The organism is Pseudomonas sp. TMW22090, assembly GCF_022496665.1.
In the GTDB taxonomy this organism is placed as follows: Bacteria; Pseudomonadota; Gammaproteobacteria; order Pseudomonadales; family Pseudomonadaceae; genus Aquipseudomonas; species Aquipseudomonas gregormendelii.
Window position 1 is genome coordinate 62178 of sequence record NZ_SCFH01000011.1, and the last position, 13582, is coordinate 75759.

The 13582-nt window shown below is 60.3% G+C and carries 13 protein-coding genes; 7 read left to right on the top strand and 6 right to left on the bottom strand.

Going from position 1 to position 13582, the window contains the following annotated elements; all coding sequences use genetic code 11:
* Positions 1-124 precede the first annotated feature (124 nt).
* Complete coding sequence (gene rssB / locus EQV97_RS25550; RefSeq protein ID WP_045062484.1) at positions 125-1306, top strand: two-component system response regulator RssB; 1182 nt, start codon at positions 125-127, stop codon at positions 1304-1306.
* Positions 1306-1788, top strand: coding sequence for an anti-sigma factor antagonist RssC (gene rssC / locus EQV97_RS25555; RefSeq protein WP_007935262.1), 483 nt, complete (start codon positions 1306-1308; stop codon positions 1786-1788). The genes rssB and rssC overlap by 1 nt, the downstream gene beginning before the upstream one ends.
* A gap of 84 nt (positions 1789-1872) precedes the next feature.
* Here rssC and tal read toward each other — a convergent pair whose 3' ends face one another.
* The 5 genes from tal to EQV97_RS25580 all read right to left on the bottom strand — a co-directional run bounded on the left by tal (position 1873) and on the right by EQV97_RS25580 (position 6994).
* Entirely contained in the window at positions 1873-2799 is a 927-nt protein-coding gene (gene tal, locus EQV97_RS25560; protein ID WP_122838184.1) for a transaldolase, read from the bottom strand.
* 280 nt (positions 2800-3079) lie between these two features.
* Positions 3080-4075, bottom strand: a complete 996-nt coding sequence (dusA, locus tag EQV97_RS25565) for a tRNA dihydrouridine(20/20a) synthase DusA (protein WP_240890294.1) — start codon at positions 4073-4075, stop codon at positions 3080-3082.
* A gap of 115 nt (positions 4076-4190) precedes the next feature.
* The gene (locus EQV97_RS25570) at positions 4191-5360 is read right to left on the bottom strand and encodes a PAS domain-containing sensor histidine kinase (RefSeq protein WP_240890295.1); all 1170 of its coding nucleotides are present in this window, start codon (positions 5358-5360) and stop codon (positions 4191-4193) included.
* Positions 5353-6165, bottom strand: coding sequence for an alpha/beta hydrolase (locus tag EQV97_RS25575; protein WP_240890296.1), 813 nt, complete (start codon positions 6163-6165; stop codon positions 5353-5355). Before EQV97_RS25575 ends, EQV97_RS25570 begins: the two co-directional genes overlap by 8 nt.
* Positions 6166-6289: 124 nt before the next feature.
* Positions 6290-6994, bottom strand: coding sequence for a murein L,D-transpeptidase catalytic domain family protein (locus tag EQV97_RS25580; RefSeq protein WP_122838188.1), 705 nt, complete (start codon positions 6992-6994; stop codon positions 6290-6292).
* Positions 6995-7075: 81 nt separating this feature from the next.
* On the opposite strand from EQV97_RS25580, the gene EQV97_RS25585 reads away from it, so the two are divergent.
* From EQV97_RS25585 to EQV97_RS25595, 3 genes are read left to right on the top strand one after another with little or no spacing between them, the layout of a single operon-like run.
* Positions 7076-8821: a L,D-transpeptidase family protein gene (locus EQV97_RS25585; protein WP_240890297.1), complete on the top strand. Its 1746-nt coding sequence runs from the start codon at positions 7076-7078 to the stop codon at positions 8819-8821.
* An 11-nt stretch (positions 8822-8832) separates the two neighbouring features.
* Positions 8833-9630: a lipopolysaccharide biosynthesis protein gene (locus EQV97_RS25590; RefSeq protein ID WP_225570602.1), complete on the top strand. Its 798-nt coding sequence runs from the start codon at positions 8833-8835 to the stop codon at positions 9628-9630.
* A 26-nt stretch (positions 9631-9656) separates the two neighbouring features.
* Complete coding sequence (locus tag EQV97_RS25595) at positions 9657-11228, top strand: GGDEF domain-containing protein (protein ID WP_122838191.1); 1572 nt, start codon at positions 9657-9659, stop codon at positions 11226-11228.
* A 61-nt stretch (positions 11229-11289) separates the two neighbouring features.
* Here the strand turns inward: EQV97_RS25595 and EQV97_RS25600 are convergent, their stop codons facing one another.
* Positions 11290-11628 (bottom strand): hypothetical protein, encoded by a 339-nt coding sequence (locus EQV97_RS25600; RefSeq protein ID WP_240890298.1) that lies wholly within the window; start codon positions 11626-11628, stop codon positions 11290-11292.
* A 196-nt stretch (positions 11629-11824) separates the two neighbouring features.
* Between EQV97_RS25600 and EQV97_RS25605 the strand changes: the two genes are divergently transcribed.
* Together EQV97_RS25605 and EQV97_RS25610 are read left to right on the top strand one after the other, a co-directional pair.
* Positions 11825-12619 (top strand): exodeoxyribonuclease III, encoded by a 795-nt coding sequence (locus EQV97_RS25605; protein ID WP_122838193.1) that lies wholly within the window; start codon positions 11825-11827, stop codon positions 12617-12619.
* A gap of 108 nt (positions 12620-12727) precedes the next feature.
* Entirely contained in the window at positions 12728-13555 is an 828-nt protein-coding gene (locus EQV97_RS25610) for an arylamine N-acetyltransferase (protein WP_240890299.1), read from the top strand.
* The last annotated feature ends 27 nt before the right edge of the window (positions 13556-13582 follow it).

Sequence of the window (13582 nt, forward strand, 5' to 3'; positions counted from 1 at the left end):
AGCTGTGCGTAGGGCAAAAGCCTGAAGCCGGCGCGTCAGAGAGGCTAGAAAGCGAATCCAGTAGTGAGAGCCGGGTCTGAACCCCGCCTGCTACGCCAACCTAATTCTGGCGCCGTTTGCCCACATGCCAAAAACCAGTGCCACGCTGCTGATAATCGATGATGACGAAGTAGTGCGCGCGAGTCTCGCCGCCTATTTGGAAGACAGTGGTTTCAGCGTCCTGCAGGCCAGCAATGGCCAGCAAGGTCTTCAGGTATTCGAGCAAGACAAGCCCGACCTGGTCATCTGCGATCTGCGCATGCCACAGATGGGCGGACTCGAACTTATCCGTCAGGTCACCGAGCGGTCTGCGCAAACCCCGGTCATTGTGGTTTCGGGTGCCGGCGTGATGAATGACGCGGTCGAGGCCCTGCGCCTGGGCGCGGCTGACTACCTGATCAAGCCTCTCGAAGATCTGGCTGTGCTCGAGCACTCCGTGCGCCGGGCCCTGGATCGCGCGCGCCTGCTGCTGGAGAACCAGCGCTACCGTGAGAAGCTGGAGAAAGCCAACCGCGAGCTGGCAGCCAGCCTCAACCTGCTGCAGGAAGATCAGAACGCCGGTCGCCAGGTGCAGATGAACATGCTGCCGGTCAGCCCCTGGACCGTCGATGAGTTCCAGTTCGCTCACCAAATCATCCCGTCGCTGTACCTGTCGGGTGATTTTGTCGACTATTTCCGTGTCGATGAGCGTCGGGTAGCCTTCTACCTGGCGGACGTTTCCGGTCACGGCGCTTCGTCAGCCTTCGTCACCGTGCTGTTGAAGTTCATGACCACGCGCTTGCTGTTCGAATCCAAGCGCAGCGGTACATTGCCGGAATTCAAGCCTTCAGAGGTGCTTGGTCATATCAACCGAGGCCTGATCAGTTGTAAGCTGGGTAAACACGTCACAATGGTCGGTGGAGTCATCGACGAGGAGACAGGTTTGTTGACCTATAGCATCGGTGGTCATTTGCCGTTGCCTGTGTTGTACACGCCAGACAGTGTTCGTTATCTGGAAGGGCGCGGTCTGCCGGTGGGCCTCTTCAATGAAGCCACCTACGAAGACCACGTACTGGAACTGCCACCGACCTTCAGCTTGACGCTGATGTCCGATGGCATCCTGGACCTTCTGCCAGAGCCTACACTGAAGGAAAAAGAAGCGGCTTTGCCCCAGCGGGTCAAGGCAGCGGGCGGCACCCTGGATGGGTTGCGCCAGGTTTTTGGATTGGCCACGCTTGGGGAGATGCCGGATGATATCGCCCTGTTGGTGTTGAGCAGGAATCTTTAATGAGTACCGGTAGAATCCAGTTCGCCGAGCAGGACGGCACCTTCGTCCTGAAGTTCGTCGGTGAAGTTCGCCTGACCCTGTGTTCGGCGTTGGATGCGACTATTGAGCGGATCTTCACGGCGTTGAATTTCAACGCCATCGTGATCGACCTGACCGAGACCCGTAGCATCGACAGCACCACCCTTGGCCTGCTGGCCAAATTGTCGATCCTGTCGCGGCAAAAAGTCGGCCTGCTGCCGACCGTCGTCACCACCCACGAAGACATCACCCGTCTGCTGCAGTCCATGGGCTTCGAGCAGGTGTTCAACATCGTTGACCGCCCGATCCCGTGCCCTGAGTGCCTGACCGACCTGCCAGACCAGGATCAGTCGGAAGAAGTGGTGCGGATCAAAGTGCTGGAAGCGCACAAGATTCTGATGGGGCTCAACGACTCCAACCGTGAAGCCTTCCATGACCTGGTGAACGCGCTCGAGCGCCACTGATACTGTCAAATTCCCACACTGGAATTCACACACAAAAAAGGCGAACCCCTGAGGGTTCGCCTTTTTGCACTGCCTTGGACTAGATCACAGCTTGGCTTGCAGAAGCGACTCAAGCTTTTCCTGATCCCGGGCAAACTGGCGAATCCCCTCAGCCAGCTTCTCCGTCGCCATTGCATCCTCGTTGGACAACCAACGGAACTGCGCTTCATTCAAGCTCAGGCGCGCCTCGCCGGCATGCCCTGGGGCCAACTTGCGCTCCAGCTTGCCGTTGTCCGCCGCCAGTTTCTCCAGCAGCTCCGGGCTGATGGTCAGGCGATCACAGCCTGCCAGTTGCTCGATCTGGTTCAGGTTGCGGAAGCTCGCGCCCATGACCACGGTCTTGTAGTCATTGGCCTTGTAGTAGTTGTAGATACGGGTCACCGACTGCACGCCCGGATCGTCCGCGCCGGTGTAGTCGCTGCCATTGGCTTTCTTGTACCAGTCGTAGATGCGGCCCACGAACGGCGAAATCAGGAACACGCCAGCGTCGGCACAGGCCGCTGCCTGGGCGAACGAGAACAGCAGGGTGAGGTTGGTCTGGATGCCTTCCTTCTCCAGCTTCTCCGCAGCACGAATGCCCTCCCAGGTGGAGGCGATCTTGATCAGCACGCGGTCACGGCCCACGCCTGCCTTGTCATAGAGCTCGATCAGGCGGTGCGCGCGCTTCAATACCGCGTCAGTGTCGAACGACAGGCGCGCATCCACTTCAGTGGAAATCCGCCCCGGTACTACCTTGAGAATTTCCTGCCCGACCGCGACGCCAAAACGATCGCTGGCCAGCCCTACGTCACCTTTGCAGTCATGCACACACGCATTCAGCAACTCGGCGTAGCCAGAGATTGCAGCGGCTTTGAGCAGCAGCGAAGGGTTAGTGGTAGCGTCTACCGGCTTGACCCGGGCAATGGCTTCGAAGTCGCCAGTGTCGGCAACCACGGTGGTCATTTGTTTCAGTTGTTCCAGCTTGGAAGTCATGGGCGTGCTCTGTCCTTTGGATCTGATGACATTACCCGAGCGCTGACAGCCACTCAAGGGCGCGTGTACCTATCGAAGGCCCCAGCGGCAACAACCTGAAAACGGCTGTTTGAAAGGTGGGGCGCGGTGTTGATAAATACGATGCCGAAATGCGGAACTGGTTCAACCGAGCTGACCAAGCAGTAAAAACCGTAGCAGCATAGGAGCGTAGGAGCTGTCGAGTGAAACGAGGCTGCGATCTTTTTAAAAACGGCTGCGATCACCCCCCCCCCCCCCCGCATCAACGCCCCTCCAGCAACTCCGCCGCCTGATCCAGCAACGCCAAAGGCTCCTTGGCCTTGTGAATATCCACCGACAACAACTGCCGAAACCTGCGCGCGCCAGGGAATCCCGTACCCAACCCCAGCACATGCCGGGTGATATGGTGCATCGACCCACCCGCAGCAATATGCGCCGCAATATACGGCCGCAACTGCGCCAGCGCCTCAGCCCGGCTGATCACCGGCGCAGTGCTGCCGAACAGCTGTTGATCCACCTCGGCCATCACATAGGGATTGTGATACGCCTCACGCCCCAGCATCACCCCGTCGAAAGTCTGCAAATGCTCACGGCAGGCCTCCAGCGTCTTGATCCCGCCATTCAGGATGATCTCCAGATTCGGGAAGTCAGTCTTCAACTGCGCCGCCACCTCATAACGCAGCGGCGGAATATCGCGGTTCTCCTTCGGCGACAACCCCTCCAGGATCGCAATCCGCGCATGCACGGTAAAACTCGTGCACCCGGCATCCCGCACAGTGCCTACGAAGTCGCATAACTGCTCATAACTGTCCCGGCCATTGATGCCGATCCGGTGCTTCACCGTCACCGGAATCGACACCGCATCACGCATCGCCTTCACACAATCCGCCACCAACTGCGGATGCCCCATCAACACCGCGCCAATCATGTTGTTCTGCACCCGATCACTCGGGCAGCCCACATTCAGGTTCACCTCGTCATAGCCGTGCTCCTGGGCCATGCGAGCGCAGGCAGCGAGGTCCAGCGGGACGCTACCGCCCAACTGCAGGGCCAGCGGGTGCTCGGCTTCGTTGTGACGAAGGAAACGCTCGTGATCGCCGTTGAGGAGCGCGCCGGTGGTGACCATCTCGGTGTAGAGGAGGGCGTGTTTGGAGAGCAGGCGCAGGAAGAAGCGGCAGTGGCGGTCTGTCCAATCCATCATCGGCGCGACGGAAAAGCGGCGGGAGAGCGGTGCAGGTGTGGCAATGGCTGAAGGCATCGGGGGAATCTGGAATCGACAGGGCTGGGAGATGGGAGTTTATCAGGGTTAAGCCGCCTGCCGAATCATTCACCTCGCGCGCCACCGTCACCAGTCCTCAGGACGCCACCAGCCGCTAAAGGGAGTGTGGGAAATAGACGCTGAACTCAGTCCCGCCTTCCTCACTGGATTGCACGCCGACATCGCCCCCATGCGCCTTGGCAATTTCCCGGACGATAAACAATCCCAGGCCGACGCTGCGCACTTCACTGTCGCTGTCGGTGCCGCGGGTCATGGGTTCGAACAGGACGTCCATCAGGGAGGGCGGGATGGCGGGGCCCTGGTTGTGCACTGACAGGATGGCGGTATGGTGTTCGATGCGTGAGGTGATGATGACCGGCTGCAGCGGATCGCCATAGGCCACGCTGTTGGCGACCAGGTTGCCGATGATTTGCTGCACTCGGTCGCCGTCGAGCAGGGCGCTGCCGCTGCCGCTTTCCTGGTGGATGAGGTTTGCGGCCGGGAAGGCCACCCTCAGTTCGTCGACGCTCAGGCGGGTGACGCCGTGCAGGTCCGCAGGGGCGACGGCGATGCTCAGGCCTTGGCCGACCCGGGCGAGGGCGAAGTCCAGCAGGTCGGCGATCATCCGTTGGGCGCGTTCGGAGGATTGGCTGATGTGGCCGAGCAGGGTGGTTTCCCGGGCGGTGCGCTCGCTGCGGGCGAGGATGTCCGAGGCCATTTTGATTGCGGTGAGCGGGTTTTTCAGGTCGTGGCTGACGATGGCGACCATCTGTTCAGCAAATTGGGCGCGGCGCTGGGCCTTTTCGTAGGCGTCGCTGAGTTCGTCCTGTGCTTGCTGCAAAGCCGCTTCGGTGGCGGTCTTTTCTTTCAGCAGGGCCTCGGCGAGCTTGCGGGCGTTGAGCAGTTCGCGCTCGTATTTGTCGCGGTCAGTGGTGCCGAACAATGCCAGTTCGTAGAAGGCGCCGCTGGTGTGCTCGCGCCGGACGCCGTTGAGCAGCATGGTAATGATGTGCCGGTCGCGGTGAACGAGGTCGAGCTTCACTTCCGCGACCGAGCCCTGCATGCGCATCAGCGGTGCCCAGTGGGTCTGGTGAAAGATCCGCCCGCCCATCGTCAGCAGTTCCTGGAAGCGGCGCCCGCACAGCTCCTCCTGGCTGAAACCGATCCAGGTGCAGAAGGTCAGGTTGGCTCGCAGGATGCTGCCATCTTCACGGGTGACCACGAGGGCGCAAGGGGCGCCTTCAAACAGCGAGTGGGCATCCGGCAGGTACGACTTTTCAGACATCGGTTCCGGCCCAGGGCTGCAGGAAATCGTCCATGGCGATGGAACAGGCTCCCGGTGCGCTCATGTGCGGGCAGTGGCCGACGTTGTCCACCAGGCAATAGCGGCTGTTGGGGATTACGGCGCGCAGGTATTCGCCCACGGCAACAGGCGCGATCAGGTCGTCGGTGGACTGCAGGATCAAGGTGGGCGTGGTCAGCCCTGCGACGTCCTTGCGGTTGTCGGACATGAAGGTGGTGCGGGCGAACTGCTTGGCGATGTCCGGTTCGGTGCGGCAAAAGCTGTTGGTCAGTTCTTCGCTCAGGTCCGGCTGCCCCGGTGCGCCCATGATGACCGGCGCCATGGTGCTCGACCAGCCAAGGTAGTTGCTGTCGAGGGTGTCGAGCAACGAATGGATGTCTTCGAGCTTGAAGCCGCCCACGTAGTCATCGGAATCGATGTAGCAGGGCGATGGGCCAATCATGACGTGGGCGGCGATTCGATCAGGCAATTGGCGATCAGCGATGACGCCGATCATGGCGCTGACGGAGTGGCCGACCAGGATCACCGGGCCTTGGGCATACTCGTCGATGATTTCGTTGAGGTCCTGGGCATAACCCGCCAGCGAGCTGTACTTTTGCGGATCGTAGGCGCGTAGGTCCGACCGGCCGGCACCGACCAGGTCAAGCATCACCACACGAAAACGCCCGGTAAAGTGAGGATACAGGTAGTTCCACATGCTCTGGTCGCAGCCGAAGCCGTGAGACAGGATCAGTGTCGACGGACCGTCGCCCAGCACAGTTACGTTGTTGCGATGCTGAAGGTCCATGCTTGATTCCCGGGCAGGCCAAAGAAAGTAATGGCGCCCCGGGAGTTTAAATAGTCAGGGCCGGCAGGTCACGCTTCGCGAGCGCTGATTACACTTTTGCAACGAGTTCGGGAGGGCGCCTCACCTACTTGCGAGACGTAGCCTTACCCGCCGAAGCAACGGTAGCACCGCTGCAATTGATATAAGGCGATGACTTCAGCCAGCGCTGGTCCGGATAATAAGAAAACAACAACTGCCCATTTTTCATCGAGTCAATCAACGGGCGTGCAACGGCAGGTCTCACGGCCGGGCAGCCCAGGCTGCGGCCAATCCGGCCGTTGGCGCGGGCCAGTACCGGGCTGACGTAGGGGGCGCCGTGGATGACGATTGCCCGGTCAAACGCGTTATCGTTAAAGCCGGGGTCCAGGCCTTGCATGCGCAGGGAATAACCGTTCTGTCCGACGTAACTGGCCTGGGTGCGATACAACCCTAAACTGGTGGCGAAACTCTCGTTCTGGTTGGAAAAGTTGACCGCCATGTTCTCGCCGCTGTTACGGCCATGGGCGACCAGTTCACGAAACAGCAACTTTCTCTTTTTCAGATCGAACACCCACAGGCGTTGTTCGGTCGAAGGCAGGGAGTAATCGATCACTGCCAGGCGTTGGGCTGGAGCTGAACCCTGGGCCTGCGTACATTGTGAAGCACGTACTGCCAGGTTTATAACGGTGGCGTTGGCATCTGGAGCCGCTTTGACGAGGGCGGCGGCAAGCGAATCGGCGTAGGCTGCCGGTACTGAAAAGGATGTCAGCAGCAGGGCCGAGATAAGCAGACGAATGCGAGCTGGCGCCATATAGATGTCTCATCGTGATAGGTTCGAGTCTAGCTGTTTGCGGGAAGCTAGCCGTTGAAATCGGGAGATTAAGGATTATCCATGGTGCAATTAACAAGGTTATTCGTCATAAGCCGCGTCTTTTTTATGGTCTTTCTGATCAGCGGTGCTGCGCATGGAGAAAATTCGTCGAACGAGGAGGTAATTGCACCCATTATCCAAAGGGATGCAGCAGCGGATGACAACGTCGGGCTGGCGATCCAGGCACACCTGTCGCCGCTGACGACATCTTTTCCTCCGTTACTGACTGCACCGCGGCATAAGCGGGTCGATGTCAGCCGCATGGTCCTGGATTTCTACTCCCATCGCGGCTATCGCGCGGCGTGGACCAACGAGGGCGATACCGCGCAATTGTTTGCCAGCTTGCGGGCCACTCAGGTCGATGGCTTGAACCCGGCGGATTTTCATATCGACGAGTTGGCTGCGTCGCGGACATTGATGCAGGCTGATTCGGCGACACCTGAACAGCGTGCGGCATTCGATGTTGCGGCCACTCATACTTTTCTCACGGCATTGCTGCAGTTGCGTCGCGGCAAGGTCGATCCTTCCCGGTTGGATATCCATTGGAATTTCGACCCTGCGGACGTCGATCCCCGGGAAGACGTGAACAAATTCTTCATCGCCCTGAATGCCCATGACGTGGCCGGCGCCTTTGCCCAGGCGCCACCGCAAGAGGCGGTGTATCGCGGCTTGCGCGAAGGCCTGGCGCAGTTGCGCAAGGTGCACGACGCGGGTGGCTGGCCAAAAGTGGCCGAAGGTCAATCGCTCAAGCCGGGCATGGATGACCCCGCCGTCGCCCAGTTGCGGGCCAGGTTGGTGGCCGGTGGTTTTCTCGAACCGCGCCTGGCCCGTGGAACCAAATATGACGGCGCAGTGATTGCGGCAGTGAAGAAATATCAGGCCGAGCAGTACCTGGGGGCTGATGGTGTGGCCGGGGCGACCACGCTGGCGGCGCTGAATGTGTCGGTCGACGCGCGCATCGATCAGGTCCGGGTGAACATGGAGCGGGCGCGCTGGCTGCTGTACAAGCTGCAAGGCACCTTCGTGATTGTTGATATCGCCGGGTATAAAGTCGCGATGTACCGCGACGGCAAGCCCATCTGGCGCTCGCGGGTGCAGGTAGGCAAGCCGTTCCGTAATACGCCGGTGTTCCAGTCCGAGATCACCTATGTCACGTTCAACCCGACCTGGACGGTGCCCCCCACCATCCTCAAGGAAGACGTGATCCCCAAGATCCAGAGGAATCCCGGGTATCTCGCCGCCAACCACATTCGCGTGATCGATCGCGAGGGTGCGGTGCTGGATCCGTCGAGCGTCGACTGGAGCAACCCGCGTGGCGTCAGCCTGCGCCAGGATGCGGGGCCCGACAGTTCGCTGGGGCAGGTGGTGATTCGTTTTCCCAACGACTATGCGATTTATTTGCACGACACGCCCCATCGCGAGTTGTTCTCCAAGTCGATGCGCGCCACCAGTTCCGGCTGCATTCGCGTGGAAAACCCCTTGCAGCTGGTAGAACTGTTGTTCAACGATCCGGTGCGCTGGGACAGTGCCGGTATCCAGAGACAGTTGGCCAAGGGCAAGACCGAAAATATTCGGCTGCCGGTGAAGGTGCCGGTGCTGTTGGCGTACTGGACGGTAGACCTGAGTAATGACGGGCGAGTGACGTTCAAGCCCGATGTGTACGGCTACGATTCGGCTGTCCTGCGGGGGCTGAACCTGCCCTCCAGGTTACCGATTCTGGATTTGCTGCGGGCAGGAGCTCCCGCCGTGGTGCTCAACCCGAAATAAGGGGGCTGAATATGGATGTTGCGCAAAAAACCACGGAACTGGTCAAGAGTCCGGTCCAGGTCCGTGACCTGGATGAGTGTCGCAATATAGGTAACGGGGCGGTGTTTATCATCGCCTCGGGTGCGTCAGCCAAGGACTTTCCTCTCAAGAAGTATGCTGACATGCCGATGATTACCATGAACGGTGCGATATCGATGTTCATCGGCACGGGCATCAAACCGTACTTTTTCATGTGCTCGGATGACGCGTTCTACAGGGAGCAGCCGCGTCTGTTCGCTGAAGCCATGCGCTTGAGCCAGCGGGTTGCGGTGCCGCAAAGTCACGCTTATTACCAGGCGCTCAACCCCAAGGGGGAGCTGTACCTGTTGACTCGTGCTCCCAGGCTGTCATGGCTGGGGCTGCTGGGCCGGCGTGACAGGGAACTGATCCGAAGCCGCAAGCTGGGGGCAGGGCGTAATCGCAGCCTGGGTTTCAGCAAGAATCTCAAGCGTGGTTTTTTTGATGCGCGCACGGTGGCTTATGTGGCCCTGCAGGTTGCTTATCACCTGGGTTTTTCCAAGGTGTTCCTGGTGGGCGTCGATCTGAATCAATCAGTGAAACGTTTCTACGAGACCCCGGGGACCTTCGTTTCGCCTTGCACGCTGGACGAGCATTTCCATACCCGGATCCTGCCGTCGTTCAAGATTCTGTCGAAATATGTGATGAATCCGGACTTCCAGGTCTACAACCTGTCCAGCACTTCGAGGATCCCTGCTGAGCTGGTGCCCCGTGTGACCTTTGAAGATGTCGACAGAATGATCGGCGCCTGACGCGCCTTCCCCAGGATGAAGTTTTTTTGCCAATTCCCATATACGACCCCCAGCACAGCCCCGGCCGGCCGCTGAAACGATTGCCGCTGCTCAAGGCGGCGGTGCTGTTCATCGTAGCCGTGTGCCTGACCCTTGTGGGTTTGCTGTACCTGCAACTGGACCAGTCGCGCCGGTACGATCTGGAACAGGCGCAAGTGGCGTCGCAGAATCTGACCCGTGCCATGGCGCAGCAGGCTGAAGATACCTTCATGAAGGCTGACCTGGTGTTGAGCAGCCTGGCCGACTGGATTCAGGCTGACGGCTACGGCGCTGCGCAAGTGCCAAGGCTGCAGAGGACCTTCGCCCGGCGAGTGGCGGCGCTGAATCAGCTGCACGGCATTTTCCTGTTCGACCGCCAGGGGCAATGGGTGGTGACGTCGTTCGAAGACCTGCCCCGTGGCAAGGGCGTGGCGGATCGTGACTACTTCAAGTTTCACCAGCAGAACATTTCTTCGCAGGCGCACATCGGCCCGGCGATTCGCAGTCGCGAGAATGGCGAGTGGATCATTCCGCTGTCCAAGCGGGTAAACGACAAGGATGGCAAGTTCCTGGGCGTGTTGATGGCCGGGATCAAGATGTCGTATTTCGACCAGTTCTTCAAAAGCTTCAGCATCGATGACAACGGCTCGATGTTCCTTGCCATGGCCGATGGCACCCTGCTCGCACGCAGGCCTTTCGTGGAAGCGCAGATTGGCTCGAGCCTGGCCCAGGGGGAAATCTTCCAGAAATGGCTGCCCGGTGCGCCTTCGGGCAATGCCATGGTCAGCTCGGTAGTGGACGGCGTGATGCGGCTGCACGGTTACCGGCAGCTGGACGCCTATCCGCTGGTGGTGTCGGCGGCGTCTTCGCAAACGGCGATTCTCAAGCGCTGGTCAGACACTGCATTCCAGTCCAGCATGATCGTCGGCCTGGTGGTGTTGGGCGTTAGCCTGTTCGGTTGGGTGTTCATCCATCAGGTGCGTAATGGCGAGCGCATCGAGGCGGATTTGCGCGCGGCCCAGGAAACGCTGGAGCTGATCGCCACCCACGACAGCCTGACGGGGCTGGCCAATCGGAGGTTGTTCGAGCGCGCGCTGGACATCGAGTTCGGGCGAGGGGCACGGCAAGCCAGTCCGCTCAGCCTGATCATGCTCGACATCGATTTTTTCAAGCGCTACAACGATACCTACGGCCACGTGGTCGGTGACCATTGCCTGGCTGAAGTGGCGGGTGCGGTGAAAGCATGCTGTCAGCGCAAGGCTGATTTGGCGGTGCGTTATGGCGGTGAGGAATTCGCGGTACTGCTGCCAGACACTGATCTGCGCGGGGCCAAGATTATCGCAGAGGAAATTCGCCATAAAGTCATGGGCAAGAACATCACCCATTCCGAATCGCCCACGGGATACGTCACCGTGAGCCTGGGGTGCTACTCGTTCGTGCCAAACGGGCGCGACAGTATCGAAGTGTTTATCGGGCGCGCGGATGCAGCGCTGTATCAAGCCAAACATTCCGGCCGCAACCGGGTGGCGGTGCTTTCGATGGAAGGCGCCGAAGAGGCGCTGATGCGCTCAGATCGCTGATACAGCGAGTGTTCGGTCAGGGCAACGCAGGCAGTCGAGTTCATCGGCTGCCTTTACGCGTTCAGCTGCCCGTGCCACCGCCCGCACCGCCCGTGCCACCACCCGGAGCCCCGGTGCCGCCGCCTGCACCTGAGCCGCTGGTGCCGCCATTGGTGCCGGTACCGCCGCCAGTACTGCTGCCGCTACCGCTGCCGGTAGAAGGGGTCGAGCTACTATTGCTGCCGCCCGAGGTGCCGGACGGCATGGCAGGGTTGTTGTTGGGGGACATCGTCGAGCCACCGACGGATCCCGATTTGGTCCCGGTAGCGTCCGCTCCATCGCCGGACGCCGCATAGGCACCCAGTGACGCCACGGACATCAACCCGGCCAGAAGCAATGAGGAGATCTTGAGATTTTTCATGGTTCGTCTCCGAAAATGAGTCGTTACCTGATGTTGGGGTGGCGAGGTAGGGGGTTGGTGCCGATTGGATGACGAGTGGTCGCGAGGTGAGCGCAGCGGGCAGGGTAGAAACCCATCCCGACGCAACCCCATGAAAGACCAGCTGTCACAAACTGGAGACCTCGCCGCTTACGTTTGCCAGCAGGAGCGCCGGCCTATGAAAAAATTGCGAATCGCCACGTTCAACGTCAATGGCATGCGCGCGCGTTTGCCGAACCTGCTCGCCTGGCTCGAGCGCGAGCAACCGGACGTTGTCTGCCTGCAGGAGCTCAAGTCAGTGGACAGCGCTTTTCCCGCCGCCGAGCTTGAAGCTGCCGGATATGGCGCGATCTGGCAGGGCCAGTCGTCGTGGAACGGGGTAGCGATCCTGGCGCGGGATGCGCAACCGCTGGAAAGCCGGCGCGGGTTGCCAGGCGATGACAGCGACACGCACAGCCGCTACATCGAGGCCGCCGTTCACGGAGTGTTGGTGGGGTGTCTTTACTTGCCTAATGGCAACCCCCAGCCCGGGCCGAAGTTTGATTACAAGCTGGCCTGGTTCGAGCGATTGATCGCCTACGCCAAGGACCTTCAGGCCAGCGACCATCCAGTGGTGCTGGCCGGGGATTACAACGTAGTGCCCACCGACATGGATATCTATAACCCGCGCTCCTGGCTCAAGGACGCCTTGCTGCAGCCGGAAAGTCGCGAGTGCTACCAGCGCCTGCTCGACCAGGGCTGGACCGATTCCCTGCGTCACCTCTACCCGGAGGATCGGCTCTATACCTTCTGGGATTACTTTCGTCAGCACTGGCAAAAGAACTCGGGCCTGCGCATCGACCACCTGTTGCTCAACCCGGCGTCGAGTCCTTACCTGGAGGAGGCTGGCGTGGACGCCTGGGTGCGCAATGAACCCCACGCCAGCGACCATGCCCCGACCTGGATTCGCCTGGGCTCACGCAAGCGTCGTTGATTTCAAAACAGGCTGATTGGTGAAATCAATTGTCGGTCCGGGGCGTTTTTGGCCTATACCTGTGGCCCATCGGCGGAGCGATCCGCAGCACCGGTACAGGATTGATCAATGAGCGAGACACGCCTGAGCAACCTTGCGCACTATCTGCAACTTCTAGGGTTCGAAGCACCGCCCGCGCCGACACTCGATACCTTGCGTCAGCTGCAACTGCGTCACACGGGCGTGTTCCCGTTCGAAAACCTGGCGACGCTGGCGGGCGAACCGGTGCCGATCGACTTGCCGTCCATCGAGCGAAAACTGCTGCAGGAACAGCGCGGCGGCTACTGCTACGAACTCAACCACATCTTTTTCGCCTTGCTCCAAGAGCTGGGCTTCGATGTTCAGGGCATTACCGGTCGGGTGGTAATGGGCCAGCCCGAAGGCGCCTGGACCGCCCGCACTCACCGCTTGAGCCTGGTGCACCTGGACGGCGTACGCTACATCACCGACGTTGGCTTCGGCGGCATGGTGCCCACTGCGCCACTGCTACTCGACTCCAGTGCCGAGCAGCCCACCTTCCACGAACCCTACCGGATCGACCAGCATGAGGATGGCTATACCTTGCGCGCCAAGGTCGGGGATGAATGGCGGCCGATGTACATCTTCGACCTGCAGCGCCAGGAGGACGTCGATTACGCGGTCGGCAACTGGTACGTCTCGACTCATCCGGACTCGTCTTTCTCCAGGCAACTCATGGTGGCGCGGACCGGGGATGGCTGGCGGCGCACCCTCAACAACGGCAGTTTTGCCATCCATCGAACCGGCCATGCCAGCGAGCGGCATGAAGTGGCCGACGTCGCAGAGCTCATCGACTTGCTACAGCGCGAGTTCGGCATTCGGCTGCCCGCGCATGCGGGATTGAGGCTAACCCTGTCCCGCCTGGTGAGCGGCGCTTAGAGGCCGTACTTCCAGCCCCAGTATGTG